Source organism: Nonomuraea fuscirosea (genome assembly GCF_035917475.1).
Lineage (GTDB): Bacteria > Actinomycetota > Actinomycetes > Streptosporangiales > Streptosporangiaceae > Nonomuraea > Nonomuraea fuscirosea.
Window position 1 is genome coordinate 6,163,498 of the sequence record NZ_CP109074.1, and the last position, 19,368, is coordinate 6,182,865.

A 19,368-nucleotide genomic window follows, 5' to 3' on the forward strand; every position below is an offset into this window, starting at 1 on the left:
GTGCCGACTCCAGGTGGTCGCTAGCCTGCGACCGGCTCTCCCGGAGCCGGCTCGGTAAACGCGTAACGACGGCAAGTCATATCTGAACCCTACACCCCCGTCTCCACCTGCTGGGCAGCACATCTCGTATGGCGGACTGTCCTTCACGCGAGTCGCCGTTGATCCCTGCCTATGGGAGTATTTCTTGGCCTAGAGGAGGGTTTGAGGCCGTTGATGTCGGATCGCAAGCAGGACGGACGCCGCATCGCCGGCCGCTACCAGCTGCAGGAACCCATCGGCAGGGGCGGAATGGGCATCGTGTGGCGAGCCTACGACGAGCTCCTCGACCGCACTGTCGCGGTCAAGGAGGTCAGGTACGCCGCCGCCCTGGGCGAAGAGGTGCAGCTGCTGAACCGGCGCACAATGCGCGAGGCGAGGGCGGCGGCCAGGTTCGAGCATCCCAACGTGATCGTCGTTCACGACGTGATCGAAGAGGACGGCAGGCCCTGGATCGTCATGCAACTCGTCCAGTCACGCTCCCTCGGAGCCGTGATCAAGCAGGACGGGCCGTTGCCGGCCACAAGGGTGGCGGAGATCGGCCTGGCCATGCTCGACGCCCTGCACCGCGCCCATGAGGCGGGCGTGCTGCACCGCGACGTCAAACCCGAGAACGTGCTGCTGGCCGACGACGGCCGGGTCGTGCTCACCGACTTCGGCATCGCCACGCTGGAGACCGAGACGCAGCTCACGGTGACGGGCCTGGCGGGCACGCCGGCGTTCATCGCTCCGGAGCGGCTCAAGGGGCTGCCCGCGCGGCGCGAGTCGGACCTGTGGTCGCTCGGAGCCACGCTCTACACGGCGGTGGAGGGCCGCTCGCCGCACGAGCGCGGGATGGCGCTGGCGACCATGCACGCCGTGCTCACCGACGAGCCCGACCCGGCGCAGAACCTGGGCCCGCTCGAAGGCGTGATCCACGGGTTACTGAACAAGGAGCCGGTGCAGCGGCTGACGTACGAGGAGGCGCAGCGCCAGCTGCGCAACGCCATCGCGCAGGCCGGCGCGCCCCCGACCGCCCAGTTCCCGGCGGCGCAGGAGCTGCACGTGCCCGCCCCGGCCAGGCAGAAGCGGCCGGCCGCCGCGACCACGCCGAAGCGGCCGGCCAAGGCCAGGCGCCCGTACGCCCCCGTCGAGGACGACACGCCGACCGACCCGGACCTGATCCCCGCGGCGGCGCCGGAGCCGGAGCCGATGGTGCCGCCCCAGACCGGGGCGCGCATCCCGCGCCCGCCGGCCGATCCCCCTCGCCGGGAGACCGCGTCCACGATCGAGTCGGGACGGCCCGAGCAGCAGCGCAAGGCCGGGACGATCATCGCCGCGGCCGTCGCGGTCGTGCTCGTCGCCGGTATCGGCGGCTACCTCGGCCTGCGCTCGGCCCCCGACGAGCCCGCGGACGACGCGCGCACCTCCGGGGCGACGGGCGCGACGGCGTCCCCGGCGCAGTCCCCGGCACAATCTCCGGCGCAGTCGCCGACGGGCACGGCCTCCTCGCCGCCGCCCTCCCCTTCCGAGACGGCCGAGGAGCCCGGCCCGAGCGCGACCACGAGCCCGCCGGCCAGCCCGTCCCCCGAGAAGAAGAGCCCGATGGACGCGGCGAAGGCCGCGCTGCCCCCCGGGTGGAAGATGTACACGGACAAGAAGCTCGGCTTCTCCCTCGGGCTGCCCCCGAAGTGGGACGTGTGGACGCGCGGCGGCAGGCAGGTCAAGTTCAAGGGCCCCGGCGCGGCGTCCAACGCCTACGTCATGATCGAGCAGGCGGCCAAGCCGGGCAAGGACCCGTACAAGGACTGGAAGAAGCAGGAGCCGCGGCTCAAGCAGGGCTTCGGCGGCTACAAGAAGATCGGCATCAAGAAGGTCGAGGGCTTCCACAAGGCCGCCGCGGACTGGGACTTCACCTGGAACACCAACACCGGGCCGACCCGCGTCCGCGACCGGGGCTTCGTCACCGAGAACGGCAAGGCGTACGCGATCTACTGGCACACGCTGAAAAGCCACTGGAAGGCGGACTACGACTTCTTCGAGGGCTTCTGCGCGACGTTCGTGCCCGCCAAATAGACTGCGCGGCGTGCACGTCAGCAAGCGCTACCGACTGATCGAGCCGCTCGGCGAGGGCGGCATGGGAGTGGTGTGGCGAGCCCACGACGAGTTGCTCGACCGTACGGTCGCGATCAAGGAGGTCCGTTACACCGGCGTCGGCGACGCCAAGCGGGCCGAGCTGAACCGCAGGACCATCAGGGAGGCCAGGGCGGCGGGCCGCCTCGACCACCCCTCGGTCGTCGTCATCCACGACGTGGTCGAGGAGGACGGCCGGCCGTGGATCGTCATGCAGCTCGTCCGCTCGCGTTCGCTGGCCCAGGTGATCGGCGAGAGCGGGCCGCTGCGCGAGGGCCAGGCCGCCGTGATCGGCGGCCGGGTGCTCGACGCGCTGCGGGCCGCGCACGCGACCGGGGTGCTGCACCGTGACGTCAAGCCGGAGAACGTGCTGCTGGCCGACGACGGCCGGGTGGTGCTCACCGACTTCGGCATCGCCACGCTGGAGACCGAGGCGGGGCTGACCGCGACCGGCGGGCTGGTGGGCACGCCCGCCTACATGCCGCCCGAGCGGCTCAACGGCGAACCGGCCCGGCCCGAGTCGGACCTGTGGTCGCTCGGGGCGACGCTGTACGCGGCCGTCGAGGGGCGGCCGCCGTACAAGCGCGACTCGTGGGCGGCGACGGTGGCGGCGGTGCTGCGCGACGCCCCTGAGCCGCCGGTGCGGGCCGGGGCGCTCGAACCGGTCATCATGGGGCTGCTGCGCCGCGACCCCGCCGCCCGGATGCCCGCCGAGGAGGCCGCCAGGCTGCTGTACGCGATCGCCGCCGCCCCCCGCCCACCGGCTGTCCCCGATCTCCCCTGGAGGGAGGAACCGGCCGGCCGGACGGGCGGCCCGGCCGGACACCGCGGGCGTGACACGAGCGGATCCGTCCCCTCCGGCGGCGGGGTGCACCCGACGCTGCCCAAGCAGCGGCCGGCCCGGCGCGCGAAGGCGCTGTGGATCGGCGTGCCCTCGGCCCTGGCCGCCGTGGCGGCGCTGGGCACGGCCGGCGTGCTGCTGTCCGACCACTGGTCCGCGCCGCCCGCGACGCCGCGCCCGACGCCGACCTCCGGCCAGGTCACCACCACGCCGAGCGGTGACGCCACCCCTGAGCCCACCCCGACGCGCACCCCCACGCCCGAGCCCACCGTCACGCGCACGCCGCTCCCGGCGGGCTGGAGCTCCTACAGCAACGCGGCGGGCCGCTTCCGCATCGCCCTGCCGCCGCGCTGGCAGGCCAGGAAGGACCCGGAACGCGACAGCATCCGCGTCACAGGACCCGGCAGCCCGGGAGCGCTGATCGTGGAGTGGACGGTCCCCACCATCCCGTGGGACGACCCGGTCGAGCACTGGGCCGGACTGGAGAGGGAGATCAGGGCGAGGGGCGAGTTCGCCGGATACCGGCGGATCGGCATCAGGCCCACCGGCTACCTCGGCCTGCGGGCCGCCGACTGGGAGTTCACCAGGGTGCGCGGCGGCGAGACGATCCACGTGATCAACCGGGGCTTCCACACCCACGACGGCCGTCCCTACGCCCTCTACTGGGAGACCACGCACGCCCGGTGGAAGCAGGACCGGCGCTACTTCGACACGTTCGCCAGGACGTTCAAGCCGTCCCGATGAGCCCGTCCGCGAACGAGCAGGCCCGGTTCTGGCGGCATCCGGCGGTGCCGGAGACCGACCTGCTCAAGGCCCGCTACGTCACCCACCGCTTCGCCCGGCACGCGCACGACGGCTACGCGATCGGCCTCATCGTGTCGGGGGTGGAGGAGTTCGACTATCGCGGCACGCTGCACCGGGCGGGGGCGGGCGAGCTCGTGCTGGTCAACCCCGACACCGCGCACACCGGGCACGCGGGGGTGCCGGGCGGGTGGGCGTACCGGATGCTCTACCCGTCGATCGGCGCGCTGGAGGCGATCGCCGCCGAGCTGGGCGCGCCCGCGGGCACGCCGCACTTCCCCGCGCAGGTGGCCCGGGACGACCAGGTGGCGCGGCTGCTGGCGCGGGCGCACGAAGCGGCCGAGCGGGGCGACGCGCTGGCCGCCTCGACGCTGAGCCGGACGCTGTTCGCCCGGCTGCTGACCCGGCACGCCGCGCCCCGGCCGCCCGGCGGCGGTCCCGCCGAGGGATCCGGGGTGGTCCGCGAGGCGCTCGACCTGCTGCACGAGAGCCTGGTCGATCCGCCGACGCTGGACGACCTGGCGGGCGCGGTGGGGGCGCGGCCGTTCGCGCTGCTGCGGGCGTTCAAGGCCGCGACGGGGATGCCGCCGCACGCCTACCTGATCTCGCTGCGGGTACGCCGGGCGGGCCGGCTGCTGCGTTCCGGCGTACGTCCCGCGCAGGTGGCCGCCGAGGTGGGCTTCACCGACCAGGCGCACCTGAACCGGCACTTCAAACGCATCATGGGCGTGCCGCCGGCCGCGTACCAGCGGGCCGCAGGATCGTACAAGACCGGTACATTTCCCACCGCCTAGCCTCGGGTGGCATGGAAGAGACAACACACCGCTCCGCCGCCGTGCGGGACGGTCTCGGCGTCGGCCTGGCGGTGGGGCTGTCCGGCCTCGCCTTCGGCGCCGCGGCGATCACCGCGGGCCTGTCGGTGCCGCAGGCGTGCGTGCTCAGCCTGCTGGCCTTCACCGGCGCCTCACAGTTCGCGCTGACCGGCGCGGTCGGCGCCGGCGGTGACCTGGCCGCCGCCGCGCTCGGCGCGCTGCTGCTCGGCGGCCGCAACACCCTCTACGGCCTGCGCCTGGCCGACCTGCTCCGGGTACGCGGCCCGCGCCGCCTGCTGGCCGCCCAGGGCGTCATCGACGAGACCACGGCCGTCACGCTCGCCCAGCCGACCCCTGAGGCCGCCCGCACGGGCTTCGTGACCACGTTCGCCAGCCTCTACGTGACCTGGAACCTCACCACACTGGCCGGCGCCTACGGCACCTCGTCCCTGGGCGACCCCGGCGTGCTGGGCCTGGACGTGGTCGGCCCGGTCGCGTTCCTGGCCATCCTGTGGCCGCGGCTGAAGGCCGGCGGCGAGCTGCCCGCGCTGGCCGCCGGCGCGGCGGTGATCGCGCTGTGCGCCACCCCGTTCTTCCCGCCGGGCGTGCCCGTGCTGCTGTCGGCCGTCGCCGTGCTGGTGGTGATGGCGCGATGACGCTGTGGTGGGCGATCGCCGTCGTCTGCGCGGGCTGCTACGCGCTGAAGCTGGCCGGGCTGGCCGCGCCCCGTAAAGTGCTGGACCATCCGACGGTGCGCAGGTTCGCCGAGCTGGTGCCGGTGGCGCTGCTGGCGGCGCTGATCGCGGTGCAGATGTTCACGGAGGACGGCGCGCTGCGCTTCGACCCGGCCCGCGCGGCGGGACTCGGGGCGGCGGTCGTGGCGCTGCTGCTGCGCGCACCTTTTCTGGTGGTTCTGGCGGCAGCGGCGGCCGTCACGGCGCTTGTCCGGATCGTTCTTGGGTAGTCGCCGGTGCATGTCCGATTCAGCGGTGATGGTCGGTGGGCGATATCGGCTGCTCAGGACGATCGGCCGGGGCGGCATGGGCACGGTGTGGCACGCGCACGACGAGGTGCTCGGCAGGGACGTGGCCGTCAAGGAGGTGCTGCCTCCGACCGGCCTGACGGGCGAGGAACGCGAGGAGTTCGCCGTCCGCACGTTCCGCGAGGCCCGGGCGGCGGGCCGGGTGGCCCATCCCGGCGTGGCCGCCGTCTACGACGTCCTGGAGGAGCAGGGTCACCCCTGGATCGTCATGCAGCTCGTGCACTCCCGCACGCTGGGCGAGCAGATCCGCGACGAGGGGCCCATGTCGCAACTCGACGTCGCGAGCGTCGGCCTGCAGCTCATGGAGGCGCTGCGCGCCGCGCACGCGGCCGGCGTGCTGCACCGTGACGTCAAGCCCGACAACGTGCTGCTCACCGAGGACGGCCGGGCGGTGCTCACCGACTTCGGCATCGCCACCACCGAGGACGAGGCCCCGGTCACGAGGACCGGCATCCTGATCGGCACCCCCTCCTTCATGGCGCCGGAACGCGCGGCCGGCGGGCGGGCCCGGCCGGCGTCGGACCTGTGGTCGCTGGGCGTGACGCTCTACATGGCGGTGGAGGGTCACTCCCCCTTCCACCGCGACAACGCCCTGGCCACGCTGGGGGCGGTCATGCACGCCGAGCCGGAGCCGCTGGCCCGGGCCGGCGTGCTCGCCCCCGTGCTGATGGGCCTGCTGCGCAAGGATCCGTCCGAGCGCATGACGCTGGACGAGGCCGAGCAGCGGCTGAGCGTGATCCTGGCGGGCGGCGCACCGGAGCAGACCAGCCCGGTCACCCTGCCCGCCGCTGGGCCCGCCGCTGGGCCCGCCGCTGGGCCCGGCGTGACGCGGCGTGGCGGGCCCGGCGGCGGACACGGTAGAAGGCGCGGGTACGGGCGGGCGCTGCCACTGGCCGTCATCGCCGGGGGCGCGCTCGTCGTGGCCGTGGTCACGGGCGGCGCGGCCTGGTGGTCGAACCGCTCGGACGACCTGCCGCGCGTGCCGGACACCGTCCCCGCCGTGGTCGGCAGCTCGGCCCCCGGGACGAAGCCGGCCGCCACCGACCCGGCCAAGTCCTCCAGCCCACCGGTTTCCCAGCCCCCTGAGCGCCGTACCGTACCCCAGAGCACCGTGCCGCAGCGGGCCGGACCCCGGAGCACCGGCCCGCGCAGCACCCCGCCGCCCACGCGCGAGCAGCCGAGGACGCCCGCCCCCAAGCGGAGCGCGACCCCGTCGCGGGAGGCCACGGACGACAAGAAGGACGACACCCCGACCAGGACGCCCGGCCAGGTCGACGGTCAGTAGCACGCCCTAGCGGCCGCTCAGATCTCCTCGCCGACGAGGCCGGCCCCCTGGGCCGGGCCTGGCGGACGACGCCTCAGGACTCCTCGCGGACGATGTCGAGCGCCTTCTGCAGGTCCTGCGGATAGTCGGTGCTGAACGAGATCCACTCCCCGCTCGACGGATGCTCGAACCCCAGCGCCACCGCGTGCAGCCACTGCCGGGTCACCCCCAGGCGGGCGGCCAGCGTGGGATCGGCGCCGTACATCAGGTCGCCCACGCACGGATGGCGCAGCGCCGACATGTGCACCCGGATCTGGTGGGTACGCCCGGTCTCCAGTTTGATGTCCAGCAGCGACGCCGCCCTGAACGCCTCCACCGTGTCGTAGTGGGTGACGGACGGCTTCCCGCCGGCCACGACGGCGAAGCGGCCGTCGCCCGACGGATGCCGGTCGATGGGCGCGTCGACCGTCCCCCTGAACGGGTCGGGATGGCCCTGCACCAGCGCGTGGTAGCGCTTGTCGACCGTGCGTTCCTTGAAGGCGCGCTTGAGGTGGGAGTAGGCGTGCTCGCTCTTGGCCACGACCATGGCGCCCGTCGTGTTGGCGTCGAGCCGGTGCACGATGCCCTGGCGCTCGGCGGCGCCGCTGGTGGCGATGGTGTGCCCGGCGCCGAGCAGCCCGCCGATCACGGTCGGGCCCGTCCAGCCGACGGTGGGGTGGGCGGCCACCCCGATGGGCTTGTTGACCACGATGACGTCGTCGTCCTCGTACACGATGGTCATGCCCGGCACCGGCTCGGCCACCGGCATCGGCGTGGTGACCGGCGGCGGCATCGTCACGTCGAGCCACGCTCCGGCGTGCACCCGGTCCGACTTGGCCGGCCGCTGCCCGTCCACCAGCACCTCGCCGGCCAGGATCAGCTCGGCCGCGCGGGTGCGGGAGAAGCCGAACAGCCGCGACAGCGCGGCGTCGAGCCGCTCTCCCTCGAGCCCGTCGGGCACGGGCAGGCTGCGCTGCTCACTCACCGTCGCCCACCTCCTTCGACCCGTCGATCTGCACGTTGCGCCAGGCCAGGAACACCGCCAGGATGCCGCCGCAGACGATCGCGGAGTCGGCGATGTTGAAGACGGGGAAGTAGTCGATGACGGGGAAGTTCCCGGGCAGGACCTCGATGAAGTCGACGACGTGGCCCTGCAGCTGTGTGGAGCGCCCGAATCCCGACGGGTAACGCAGCAGCCTGTCGGTGAGGTTGCCGAGCGCGCCGCCCAGCAGCAGGCCGAGCGTGACCGCCCAGGCCCGGCTGCCGAGCTTGCGCGCGGTGCGCACGATGGCCACGACCACCCCGGCCGCGATCAGCGTGAAGACGAACGTCATGCCCGTGCCGATGCTGAAGGCGGCGCCCGAATTGAAGATCACCCGGAACTGCAGCACACCGGGGAGCACGACCAGCGGCGGCTCACCTTCGAGCGTGCGCAGCACCACCGTCTTGGTGACGAGGTCGGCCGCGTAGATCACGGCCGCCAGCGCCACGAGGACGGCGAACAGGCCCCGGCGCGGCCCGCGCCCCGCCGGGCCCTCCCCCTCCTGCCGGCCGGCGGAAGAGCCCCTCACCGGGTCTTCCGCCGAGCCCTTCTCCGGGCTTTCCGCCCGGCCCTCGGCAGGCTCGTCAGGGGTGCCCGCTACCGGCGCTCCTCCTTCTGCTTGCAGGCCACGCACAGCGTCGCCCTCGGGAACGCCTGGAGGCGTTCCTTGCCGATCGGCTTGTGGCACGATTCGCACACTCCATAGGTCCCTGCGTCGATCCTGGCGATCGCACGTTCGTTCTGCGCGACCAGATCGCGCGCATTCAGGGTAAGGGCGATCTCGCGTTCGCGCTCGTACGTCTTGGCTCCCGCGTCCGCCTGGTCGTCGCCGGCGCCCTGGGTGACGTCGCCGGAGGCTATCTCCGACTCGTGACGGTGGATGTCCGCCTCGAGCTCGTCGATCTCGGTCTGGAGCCGGTCGCGTACCTCGGCCAGCTCCTCCTCCGACCACATCGACGGTGTAGCGGTCTGCGTGACTGCCGCCATGCCTGTGCCTCCATGCTGAACAAGGGCCTAAAGGGTGCGGGCAGCTTAGGATCCTCATAACGGAACGGCAAACGACCCGCCGGACGGTTTACCTCCCCCGTACTATCCCGCCTCGCGCATTCAACTCCTTCTCAGCGGCGTCCATTCCCACAACTTTGCGCCGTTTACGACTCACGTACCGAAGCGCGGGCGCCGGCAGGGCCGCCACCCGGGAAAACCTGGAAGCCTTCGCTCCCGCTCTGCGTTATGGTTTGAGTCTGCAAGGCGTTGATGGGGCCCCGAATGTGAGGGATATCACCCCGGAGCCGCCGGAAGAACGGCTCTTCGAGCTCATTAGACCCGGCCGCAGTTTCAATGAAGAGGGCCCCGCCCCGGGCGAGGCCAAGAAGGGTGGTACCGCGGAGCCTCCTGGCTTCGTCCCTTCACGCAACAGCCCTGCCGGCCGATCAAGCGTGGAGGTCCCGCCCGAGATGTCTTCTCCGTATTTCCGCTCTCTTTCCGCGCAGGTCGACCTGCCCGCGCTCGAGCGCGAGGTCCTCGACCGGTGGAGGGACGGGAAGATCTTCGAGCGTTCGGTGGAGCAGAACGCCGGCAATCCCTCCTGGGTCTTCTACGAGGGCCCGCCCACCGCCAACGGCCTGCCCGGCGTCCACCACGTCGAGGCCCGCGTGTTCAAGGACCTCTTCCCCCGCTACAAGTCCATGCGCGGATTCAGCGTCCCGCGTAAGGCCGGCTGGGACTGCCACGGCCTGCCGGTCGAGGTCGGCGTCGAGCGCGAGCTGGGCCTGTCCGGCAAGAAGGACATCGAGACGTACGGCATCGCCGAGTTCAACGCCAAGTGCCGCGAGTCGGTGCTGCGGCACGTGGACGCGTTCGAGCAGATGACCGAGCGGATGGGTTACTGGATCGACCTGTCGCAGGCGTACCGGACGATGGACCCGTCCTACATCGAGTCCGTGTGGTGGTCGCTGAAGGTCGTCTTCGACAAGGGGCTGCTGTTCCGCGACTTCCGGATCACCCCCTACTGCCCGCGCTGCGGCACCGGGCTGTCCGACCACGAGCTGGGCCAGCCCGGCGGCTACGAGACCGTCTCCAGCCCGTCGGTCTACGTCCGCATGCCCGTGACCTCGGGCCCGCTGGCCGAGCTGGGCGCGGCGCTGCTGGTCTGGACGACCACGCCGTGGACGCTGGTGTCCAACACGGCCGTCGCCGTCCACCCCGACGTCACCTACGTGGCCGCCCGCACGGCCGAGGGCGAGGTCCTGGTCGTGGCCGAGCCGCTGCTGTCGGTGCTCGGCGACGACGTGACCGAGGTGTCCCGCCACACCGGCCGCGACCTGGAGCACACCACCTACACCCGCCCGTTCGACCTGGTCGACATCCCCGGCGCCCACTACGTGGTGCTCGGCGACTACGTCACCGTCGAGGACGGCACCGGCCTGGTCCACCAGGCGCCCGCCTTCGGCGCCGACGACCTGGCCGTCATCAAGCGCTACGACATGCCCGTCGTCAACCCGATCGGCCCCGACGGCCGCTTCCTCGACGACGTGCCCATGGTCGGCGGCCGGTTCTTCAAGGACGCCGACGAGGAGCTGACCGAGGACCTGCGGGCGCGCGGGCTGCTGTTCCGCGGCGGTCACTTCGAGCACAGCTACCCGCACTGCTGGCGCTGCCACACGCCGCTGCTCTACTACGCGCTCCCGTCCTGGTACATCCGCACCACCGCGGTCAAGGACCAGATGCTGGCGGAGAACTCCGGCACCAACTGGTACCCCGACACGATCAAGTGGGGCCGCTTCGGCGAGTGGCTGCGCAACAACGTCGACTGGTCGCTGTCGCGCTCGCGCTACTGGGGCACGCCGCTGCCGCTGTGGGTGTGCTCGCAGGACGAGTCCCACGTGACGTGCGTCGGGTCGCTGGAGGAGCTGAGCACGCTCGCGGGTCACGACGTCTCGGCGCTCGACCCGCACCGTCCGTACGTCGACGACGTCACCTTCGGCTGCCCCTCGTGCGGCGCCGAGGCCCGCCGCGTGCCCGACGTCATCGACGCCTGGTACGACTCCGGCTCCATGCCCTTCGCCCAGTGGGGCGAGCGCGGCAAGCCCGAGGGCCTCTACCCGGCGCAGTTCATCTGCGAGGCCACCGACCAGACGCGCGGCTGGTTCTACTCGCTGATGGCCGTCGGCACGCTCGTCTTCGGGCAGTCCTCCTACGAGAACGTGCTCTGCCTCGGCCTCATCCTGGCCGAGGACGGCCGCAAGATGAGCAAGCACCTGGGCAACATCCTGGAACCGATCCCGCTGATGGACCAGCACGGCGCCGACGCGCTGCGCTGGTTCATGGCCTGCTCCGGCTCGCCCTGGTCGGCCCGCAGGGTGGGGCACAACACGCTGGAGGAGATCGTCCGCAAGGTCCTGCTGACGCTCTGGAACACCTCCTCGTTCCTCACCCTCTACGCCAACGCCGAGTCGTGGACGCCCGAGCGGCTGCCGGAGGCCACCGCCCCGGCCGAGCGCCCGCTGCTCGACCGCTGGGCGCTGGCCGAGCTGCACCGGACGGTGGCCGAGGTCACGGCGGCGCTGGACGAATACGACACCCAGCGGGCCGGCCGCCGCCTGGCCGACTTCCTCGACGACCTGTCCAACTGGTACGTACGCCGCTCGCGCCGCCGGTTCTGGCAGGGCTCGCAGGACGCCTTCGCGACCCTGTACGAGTGCCTGGAGACGGTCATCAGGCTGATGGCGCCCATCACGCCGTTCGTCACCGACCACCTCTGGGACGTCCTGCGCACGCCGGGGGCGCCGTCCTCGGTGCACCTGACCTCCTGGCCGCAGGTGCGCGAGGACCTGCTCAACCCGGCGCTGTCGGACCAGATGGCCCTGGTGCGCCGCCTGGTGGAGCTGGGCCGCTCGGCCCGCGCCTCCTCGGGCGTCAAGACCCGCCAGCCGCTGCGGCGCGCCCTGGTGGGGGCGCACGGCTGGCCGGCGCTGCCGGCCGAGCTGCGCGGCCTGGTCGCCGACGAGCTCAACGTCCAGGCCATGGAGGACATGTCCGGCTTCAGCGCCGACCTCGTGTCCTACTCGGTCAAGCCCAACTTCCGGGCCCTGGGCAAGCGCTTCGGCTCCCAGACCAAGCTCGTGGCCGCCGCGATGGCCGCCGCCGACCCGGCCCGCGTGGCCCGCGCCCTGCGCTCGGGCGCCACGGTCATGGTGGAGGCGGACGAGCTGGGCGAGATCATGCTCGGCCCCGACGAGGTGATCGTCAACGAGCAGCCCCGCTCGGGCTGGGCCGTCGAGACGGGCGCGATCGGCACCGGCACCGGCGAGACCGTGGCCCTGGACCTGGAACTCGACGACGACCTGCGCCGCGCGGGCCTGCTGCGCGAGGTCATCCGCCTGGTCCAGGAGGCCCGCAAGTCGACCGGCCTGTCCATCACGGACCGCATCGACCTGTGGTGGACCGCCACCTCTGCCGACCTGGCCGCGGCGCTGCGCACGCAGGGGCAGGTGGTGACTGAGGAGGTCCTGGCCACGACCTTCACGGAGGGCACCCAGACCGACTTCCCGTCGCACGTGGACGAGGACCTGGGCCTGACCTTCCAGCTCCGCCGCGCCTGACCTGGAGGGGCGCCCTGCCACAGGGCGCCCCTCTCGCTCTTCACAGGCTCGGCGACAGCACCGGAACAGGTCGAGGTCAGCCCGCTGCGGATTCCGCGGAGCCGAGATGGCGGATGTCACCCAGGCCGACGACCGCACGATTGTGGAAATAGTCGTCCTCGCGCAGCGTGGTGATGCTGCCGGACGGCACCGGGAAACCGACCTGGCCGACCGCCTGGATCGGCATCCTGATCCAGGACGCCACGACGAAGGTCAGAGAGCCGCCGTGCGTCACGATGACCTGGTGTTCGCAGGGCCGCCGCACGATCTCGTCCATGGCCGCGTAGACGCGCCGGGCCAACATCCCTTTGGTCTCGGCGCCCGCCACGCCCTCGTCGTGCTCCAGCCGCTCCCCGTCCGCCGGTGGCGGGACGAACCGCTGATCCAGCCACTCCTGCGGCCTCCCACCCGCCACTCCGTAGGATTTCTCCCGCAGCCTGCGATCCGGCACCGGTTCCACCCCGAACAGCTCGGCCAGCGGCTCGGCCGTTTGCCGGGCACGCCGCAGATCCGAGCAGAACAACTCCACCTCGGCACCGCCCGGGATCCGGGCCCGCAACGCCCGAGCGATCGAGCCGGCCGCGCGGAGGCCGGCTGGTGTCAGTTGTGAGTCGTGCCAGCCGCCGACCACCCTCTCGACGTGGTGTGTCGCCTCCGGGTGGGTGACGACGTAAAGGGTGCGCATGCGGGATCTCTTCCTGTGTGAGGGGGACGGGCCGAGTTCGGCATCCATGGCGGCGAGGCTGATCGTGGGCTTGCCGCTGGGGATCGTTACCGGTCCGGCAGATCATATGACGCGGATCACTGGCTCGGGCCGCTCGTGCAGCAGGTTGTCGGTGGCGCCTGCGATCGTGTCCCGCATGGGTGAGCTGGTCGAGCGGGTGGACGAACGAGACCGCGTGCTGGGGGTCGTGGATCGCGCGGAGGCGGAGCGCCGGCGATGGACGCATCGGATCGCGACGACGATCTGCCGCGATCCGACGGGCCGGATCCTGGTGCTACGCCGAGCGGACCGGCACCCTCGCTTTCCCGGCCGCTATGACGTGATGGTCGGGGGTGCCGTGAACGTCGGCGAGTCATATGAGGACGCAGCGGCTCGCGAACTGGCCGAGGAGCTGGGCGCCGGCGTTCCGGTGCGTTTCCTGTTCACGTTCCTGTGCCGGGACGGGGTCAGCCCGGTCTGGTTCGGTGTGCACGAGGCCGTGATCAAGGAGCCGTTAGTGCCGGATCCGGCCGAGATCGCGTGGCACGCCTGGCTCACAGAGCTCGAACTGCGGGAGGTCGTGGATCGATGGCCTTTCGTTCCCGGTGGGCGAGAGGCGTTGCGCCGATATCTGGCATTCGGGAACGCGGACCGGCCGGCGGCCGGATGAGCGGCGGCATCGTGTCCCGTGAATGGCCCGACCGCATGGCCGGATTCCCCCGACCGGGGGTCAGTCTTCATCGGTCGCCGACATCCGGGTGGGCGACGGGCGACAAGATCCTTCACCCACCGCCCAGCGGGCACCTCCCTGCGGTGAGAAGCCCGAGCCCCTCGGCCTCGCACCCGAAGCGTCGGTGTGTCGGACCGGCGTTCGGTCGAGGCGGAGGTGAGGGCGTGGGGGTGCTGGGTGGGCGGGGATGCTGGGTAGGCGGGCGGGGTGCGGGGTCAGGAGACGGTCTGGCGGTCGTGCTGGCATACCGAGCAGCTGGTCAGGCCGGCTGCCTCGGCGGCGGCGAGGGTCATCGTCTCGATACCGGTGTCGCCCGCGCCTCTGACCAGGGGGCAGGCGGTGCTGTGGTAGCGGCGGGTGCCGACGATGACCTTCACGACTCCCTGGCGTTCGCTACCACCGGAGCCGGAGGTGGGCTTGCCGCTGCCGGAGACCGTCTCGTCCTTGGCGCCGGACGCCGGGGGCTTCGTGGAAGCGTCGGAAGCGGGAGGTCGGGGCCCACCCGTGGAGGGTCCGCCCTTGGCTGCGGGAGTGTCGCCCTGGGTTGCCGGGCCGCCGTCAGCTCGCGGTGTCCCTCCCTTGCCGGTCGCCGCCTTGGGAGCGGCCTTGGGATCGTCGTTCTCGGCCTTTCCCGGAGCGGCGGCGGGCGTGGTGCCCGTCGGACGGGCCGGGGTGCCGGGAGGCAGCGGGCCCTTGGGCTTGGCCTGCGACTCGGACGAGGAGGCGGGGCGCTCGTGCAGGATCACGGTCTCCCCCTGCGACGGCCCCTGCTCCGGAGGCCCAGAAGGACGCTGGGACGGCTTGGCGCCGGCTCCGGTGCTTCCTGTACCTGTACGCCCCGATGCCGGTGAAATGGTTATACGAGGCTGCGGCGCCGTGGCGGGCCCCGGGCCGTCGTCATCCCGGTCATCCGCCTCCCCGGGCCGCCCTGTCTTGCCCGTGGACTGCCCGGGCTTGCCGCCGGCCTGGCTGGGCGTAGTGCCCGACTGACCGCTCTTGCTCCCGGACTGGCCAGGCGTCGTACCCGGCTGGCCGCCCTTACCCCCCGCCTGACCTGGGGCTGGGCCAGACTGGCCGGGGGTCGCGCTCGACTGACCTCCCTTGGCGTCAGAGCCACCGGTCCTGGAAGCGGGGTCGCCCGTCTGGTCCGGCCGGGTGCCGGTCTGCCCGCTCTTGGTGTCGGCTCCACCCGGCTGTCCCGGTGCGACGCCGGGCCGGCCGGGCCTGGCGCCGGACGCTTCCGGGGACGATCCTGGCCGCTGCGTGGTGCCCGTGGCGGGCTGACCAGGCTTGCCGGCACCCGTCTGTGGCTTGCCCGGAGTGCCGCCGTCGCCGGGCGAGGTGTCGCCGGTGGAGGGCTTGCCTGGTGCGGGCGTGGCGGACACACTCGCACCGGCCGCCGGACTCGCAGCCCCCGTACCAGAGCTGGGCTTCCCGGACCCGGGCGTCCCGGAGGACGGCCGGCCCGAGGTGGGCGTACCAGAAGACGGACGACCTGAGGCGGAGGTGCCCGAAGACGGGCGGCCGGAAGACTGCGATCCAGGAGCGGATGTGCCCGAGGACGGCCCGCCCGAAGCGGGCGTGGCCGGAGACGGGCGGCCTGAGGAGGGCTTGCCGGACGTGGGCTTGCCCGAAGCGGACGTTCCTTCGGCTCTCTGGACGAAGGGGGGCGGCCGGAAGTATGAGGTCTCCGCCTGCGCGGCGGCCGAGCCGGGCTCGGGGGCGGCGGAGGGAGAGTCGGTGCTGTCGGCCGAAGGACGGCCGAACCACCCGGGCGCGCCATCCTCGTGGGCGGCGGCAGGCTCCGGGTCGGGGGTGGAAGCCTTCGTGTCGGGCTTCGGCGGGGTGACCGGCGGACGGAGGTCGCGGGTCTCCGCGGAGTTTTCGGCCCGGCTCGCCGTGACGTCCTTGACGGGGGCGGAACCGGGGGCGGCGACGGGCTCGGGGTCGGCGGCAGGCGGCAGCTGCCGTCCGCCGAGCGCTGCGTCCGGCAGGCACGCCGTGCAGGGCGTGAAGCCCTCCTCGCGTGCCTCCTCGTAGGTGAGCTCCTCGTGATCCCGGCCGGTCAGCTGCCTGCAGCCGGGTACGTGGTAGCGCTTGCGTCCCGGGATCACCAGCACGATCGCGTCCGGCGCGACGCCGCCCGCGGCGGGGCGGCGCATGGCGGGCGCGGGGACCGTGGCGGTCCGCTGCGGCGCCTGCGGCTGCGGTCGGGGGTGCGGCTGGGGCCGCATGGGTGGCTGGTGAGCCGTGGGACCGGTCTGGTTGTACGGCGGAGCCGGCGGCATGAGCCCCTTCGGGGGGGTGGCCGGCGCAGCGGCCTGCCCACCTCCGGGAAAAAGCTCGTTACGCCGTAGGAACGCCCCGATCACCAGGAACAGCGCGGACAGCACGCTGACCACGATGGACCACATGATCAGGAACGGCTTCGCCAGTACGAAGCCCGCGATCAGCAGAACCACTGCCGCGAGCACCAAACCAGCACTGATAAGGATCACAGAGGGCTCTTTCGAGTGACAGGTCCTAGTGACCCGTTACTTTACCGGCGGTCGTTGTGGGGACCGTCACCGCCGGGGAAGGCGCCCTGCGGAGCCTCGCCGCCGAACGGGTTGGGGCCACCGGGCAGAGGCTGCTGGCCACCCTGAGGCACGGCGTGCGACATGGCGGGAGCCTGACCCTGCGGGCCGCCGGACATGACCGGGAAGCCGCCGCTGCCCTCCGCGGAGACATTGAGCTCGGCGAGCTGGTTCTCCAGGTAGAGCTTGAGCCGGCTGCGGTATTCGCGTTCGAAGCTGCGCAGCTCCTCGACCTTGCGCTCGAGCTCGTCGCGGGTCTGCACGAGCGAGCCCATCGCCTGGCGGTGGCGCTCCTGCGCGTCGCGCTCGAGCGTCTCGGCGCGGGCACGGGCGTCGCCGATGACCTGCTCGGCCTGACGGCGAGCCTTGGTGAGGATCTCGTCGGCCTCACGGCGGGCGCGGGTCACCGTCTCGTCCGCCTCCCGGCGGGCGTCGGCGATCGCCTGGTCGGCGGTCTGCTGGGCGAGCGCGAGAACGCGGGCCGCAGTGTCCATGTTGTCCTCGGCGGGAGGCATGTTCATGGCCACGGGGACCGGCTGCTGCTGCACCGGCGGCGGCTCGGGGGCCCGCATGGGCTCCGGCTGCGGCGGCGCCATCATCTCGGGCTTGGGCTGCTCCTGGACCGGGGCGGAGGCCATGGGCATGTTCATGCCGCCCGGCACCTTCCCGCGCAGGCACTCGGCCAGCTTGGCGCGGAGCTCCTCGTTCTCTTGGATCAGGCGGTCGAGCTCAGCTTCCACCTCGTCGAGGAAGGCGTCGACCTCCTCCTCGTCGTAGCCCGGCCGCAACCGGGTGGTACTGAACTGCTTGTTCCGCACATCAGCGGGCGTCAGCGGCATTTTTTGGTCTCCTTGGCGCGCTTGGAGTCTGTCCGGAGGACGGTTACCCGAATCACCTCAGCGCGGACACGAGTTGGATCACGACCGAGCGCCGCACGGGCCCGGCTCATCGCAGCGTTCCGGCGATCTGGATCAGGATCAGCACCACGATGAACAGGACAGTGAAGCTTAGGTCAAAGGCCACCGTACCCAACCGGAGCGGAGGAATGAAACGGCGGAGGAACTTGAGGGGCGGGTCCGTGGCGGTGTATGTGGCCTCGGCCAGCACCAGTACGACGCCGGAAGGCCGCCACTGCCGGGCGAAAGCCTGCACCGTCTCGAAGATCATCCTGCCGATGAGCAGCACCAGATAGAGGGACAGGACAACGACCAAGATCCCACCGACGACATCCACGGCCCGGCCGCGCCTCCACTTCTGATGTGCCCGCCCGGCCTCGGTGAGACCGGGTTGGGTCCGATAGGCATACAGAGACTCTAACTCTGGTTGAAGAATCCGCGTTCCGCGATTCGGGCCTTGTCCTCGGCGGTCACCTCGACATTGGCAGGGGACAACAGGAACACCTTGTTGGTAACACGTTCAATGCTGCCATGTAGGCCAAAGACGAGACCTGCCGCGAAATCAACGAGCCGCTTGGCGTCGCTGTCAACCATCTCGGTCAGATTCATGATGACGGGCGTGCCGTCGCGGAAGTGCTCGCCGATCGTCCGCGCCTCGTTGTACGTCCTGGGGTGCAGGGTCGTGATGCGGGCCAGATCGGTCGTGCGGCGTTCCAGGATCGTCGTGGTGGGCCTGGGCGCGGGCACCCCTGCCTCGGGCTCGTCGTCGCGGTCCTGGACCGCCACGGGCCGTTCCTCACCGCTGCGCTGCACCTCGTCGTCGTAGGCGTAGTCGTCGGTGTAGGTCTCATATCTCTCGTAGCGGTCGTCCTCCACGAGACCGAGGTAGACCGCCATCTTGCGCATCGCGCCGGCCATCGCTACGTCGTCCTCCTGCTCATGGTCGCACTTCCCCGGGGACCGTCACCGGGTCCGGGGCGGTAGGCGTGCCCCCTGGAGCTCACCGCTAGATCGACCTCTACTTGGTCGCGGGCTTGAAGACCCACTTGAGGGGACATTACCTGACGAAGGGCTTGCGACGACCGAGCAACGCCGTACCGACGCGCACGTGTGTCGCGCCGTACGCGACCGCCTGCGCGAGGTCCTCGCTCATGCCCGCCGAGATCATCGTGGCCCTGGGGTGCTGCTCCTGCAGGCGCAGCGCCAGGCCCCTGAGCCGGTCGAACGCCCTGGCGGGCTCCTCGCCCAGCGGGGCCACCGCCATCACGCCGCCCAGCCACACCCCGTCGGCCAGGGCCACCTCGTCGGCGAGCGCGAGCAGGTCGGCGGGGCGGGCGCCGCCCCTGGCCGGGTCGTCGTCGAGGGCCACCTGCAGCAGGCACCCGACCGAGCGGCCCTGGCGCACCGCCTCCTTGCTGATCGTCTCCAGCAGCCTGAGGCGGTCGACGGAGTGGATCACGTCGGCGTACCCGACCACGGAGCGCACCTTGTTGGTCTGCAGCTGGCCGACGAAGTGCCAGGTGAGCGGCAGCCCGGCCAGCTCCCGCGCCTTGAGCGCGGCCTCCTGGTCGCGGTTCTCGCCGACGTCGCGCACGCCCAGCTCGGACAGGATGCGGACGTCTTCGGCCGGACGCGTCTTGGTGACGGCGATCAGCGTGACCTCGCCCCGGTCGCGGCCCACCGCGCGGCAGGCCGCCGCGATGCGCGCGTCCACCTCGGCGAGACCGGCCGCGATCTCGTCCCTTCTCACGTGCCCTCTCCCCTCGCTCTCCTCGGTACGCCCACCCATGCACCCGGACGCGCACACGACGGCGCCGCTCCCGTGTCCCTG

At 72.0% G+C, this 19,368-nt stretch carries 17 protein-coding genes; 8 read left to right on the forward strand and 9 right to left on the reverse strand.

Features of this window, described 5'->3' with window-relative positions; translation table 11 throughout:
- The first annotated feature begins 213 nt into the window (after positions 1–213).
- From OIE67_RS28090 to OIE67_RS28115, 6 genes are read left to right on the forward strand one after another with little or no spacing between them, the layout of a single operon-like run.
- Positions 214–2,091 (forward strand): serine/threonine-protein kinase, encoded by a 1,878-nt coding sequence (locus OIE67_RS28090; protein WP_326625999.1) that lies wholly within the window; start codon positions 214–216, stop codon positions 2,089–2,091.
- A gap of 10 nt (positions 2,092–2,101) precedes the next feature.
- Entirely contained in the window at positions 2,102–3,733 is a 1,632-nt protein-coding gene (locus OIE67_RS28095; protein ID WP_326626001.1) for a serine/threonine-protein kinase, read from the forward strand.
- Positions 3,730–4,584, forward strand: a complete 855-nt coding sequence (locus OIE67_RS28100) for an AraC family transcriptional regulator (RefSeq protein ID WP_326626003.1) — start codon at positions 3,730–3,732, stop codon at positions 4,582–4,584. Before OIE67_RS28095 ends, OIE67_RS28100 begins: the two co-directional genes overlap by 4 nt.
- 11 nt (positions 4,585–4,595) lie before the next feature.
- Positions 4,596–5,258 carry an AzlC family ABC transporter permease gene (locus tag OIE67_RS28105; RefSeq protein WP_106244623.1) on the forward strand — a complete coding sequence of 221 codons (663 nt, stop codon included), beginning with the start codon at positions 4,596–4,598 and terminating at the stop codon, positions 5,256–5,258.
- The gene (locus OIE67_RS28110; RefSeq protein ID WP_326626008.1) at positions 5,255–5,566 is read left to right on the forward strand and encodes an AzlD domain-containing protein; all 312 of its coding nucleotides are present in this window, start codon (positions 5,255–5,257) and stop codon (positions 5,564–5,566) included. The genes OIE67_RS28105 and OIE67_RS28110 overlap by 4 nt, the downstream gene beginning before the upstream one ends.
- Before the next feature lie 10 nt (positions 5,567–5,576).
- Positions 5,577–6,929 carry a serine/threonine-protein kinase gene (locus OIE67_RS28115; RefSeq protein WP_326626009.1) on the forward strand — a complete coding sequence of 451 codons (1,353 nt, stop codon included), beginning with the start codon at positions 5,577–5,579 and terminating at the stop codon, positions 6,927–6,929.
- Between the two features lie 73 nt (positions 6,930–7,002).
- Here OIE67_RS28115 and OIE67_RS28120 read toward each other — a convergent pair whose 3' ends face one another.
- The 3 genes from OIE67_RS28120 to OIE67_RS28130 form a co-directional block, all read right to left on the reverse strand.
- Positions 7,003–7,932, reverse strand: a complete 930-nt coding sequence (locus tag OIE67_RS28120) for an RluA family pseudouridine synthase (RefSeq protein WP_106244617.1) — start codon at positions 7,930–7,932, stop codon at positions 7,003–7,005.
- Entirely contained in the window at positions 7,925–8,518 is a 594-nt protein-coding gene (lspA, locus tag OIE67_RS28125; RefSeq protein ID WP_326626012.1) for a signal peptidase II, read from the reverse strand. The genes OIE67_RS28120 and lspA overlap by 8 nt, the downstream gene beginning before the upstream one ends.
- A 68-nt stretch (positions 8,519–8,586) precedes the next feature.
- Positions 8,587–8,976 (reverse strand): TraR/DksA family transcriptional regulator, encoded by a 390-nt coding sequence (locus OIE67_RS28130; protein WP_106244614.1) that lies wholly within the window; start codon positions 8,974–8,976, stop codon positions 8,587–8,589.
- A 470-nt stretch (positions 8,977–9,446) separates the two neighbouring features.
- Between OIE67_RS28130 and ileS the strand changes: the two genes are divergently transcribed.
- A complete protein-coding gene (ileS, locus tag OIE67_RS28135; RefSeq protein ID WP_326626015.1) occupies positions 9,447–12,593 on the forward strand; it encodes an isoleucine--tRNA ligase in 3,147 nt (1,048 codons plus the stop codon).
- A gap of 76 nt (positions 12,594–12,669) precedes the next feature.
- On the opposite strand, the gene OIE67_RS28140 is transcribed toward ileS, so the two are convergent.
- Positions 12,670–13,317, reverse strand: coding sequence for a histidine phosphatase family protein (locus OIE67_RS28140; RefSeq protein ID WP_326626017.1), 648 nt, complete (start codon positions 13,315–13,317; stop codon positions 12,670–12,672).
- A 175-nt stretch (positions 13,318–13,492) separates the two neighbouring features.
- On the opposite strand from OIE67_RS28140, the gene OIE67_RS28145 reads away from it, so the two are divergent.
- On the forward strand, positions 13,493–14,005 hold the full coding sequence (locus tag OIE67_RS28145; RefSeq protein WP_326626019.1) for an NUDIX hydrolase: 513 nt from the start codon (positions 13,493–13,495) through the stop codon (positions 14,003–14,005).
- Between the two features lie 275 nt (positions 14,006–14,280).
- On the opposite strand, the gene OIE67_RS28150 is transcribed toward OIE67_RS28145, so the two are convergent.
- The 5 genes from OIE67_RS28150 to OIE67_RS28170 form a co-directional block, all read right to left on the reverse strand.
- Complete coding sequence (locus OIE67_RS28150) at positions 14,281–14,811, reverse strand: hypothetical protein (RefSeq protein WP_326626021.1); 531 nt, start codon at positions 14,809–14,811, stop codon at positions 14,281–14,283.
- A 1,793-nt stretch (positions 14,812–16,604) separates the two neighbouring features.
- Entirely contained in the window at positions 16,605–17,480 is an 876-nt protein-coding gene (locus OIE67_RS28155) for a DivIVA domain-containing protein (RefSeq protein ID WP_326626022.1), read from the reverse strand.
- Positions 17,481–17,586: 106 nt separating this feature from the next.
- Entirely contained in the window at positions 17,587–17,874 is a 288-nt protein-coding gene (locus OIE67_RS28160; RefSeq protein ID WP_106244610.1) for a YggT family protein, read from the reverse strand.
- Between the two features lie 80 nt (positions 17,875–17,954).
- Positions 17,955–18,455, reverse strand: a complete 501-nt coding sequence (locus OIE67_RS28165) for a cell division protein SepF (protein WP_106244609.1) — start codon at positions 18,453–18,455, stop codon at positions 17,955–17,957.
- 139 nt (positions 18,456–18,594) lie between these two features.
- The gene (locus OIE67_RS28170) at positions 18,595–19,326 is read right to left on the reverse strand and encodes a YggS family pyridoxal phosphate-dependent enzyme (protein ID WP_407674753.1); all 732 of its coding nucleotides are present in this window, start codon (positions 19,324–19,326) and stop codon (positions 18,595–18,597) included.
- Positions 19,327–19,368: the final 42 nt, after the last annotated feature.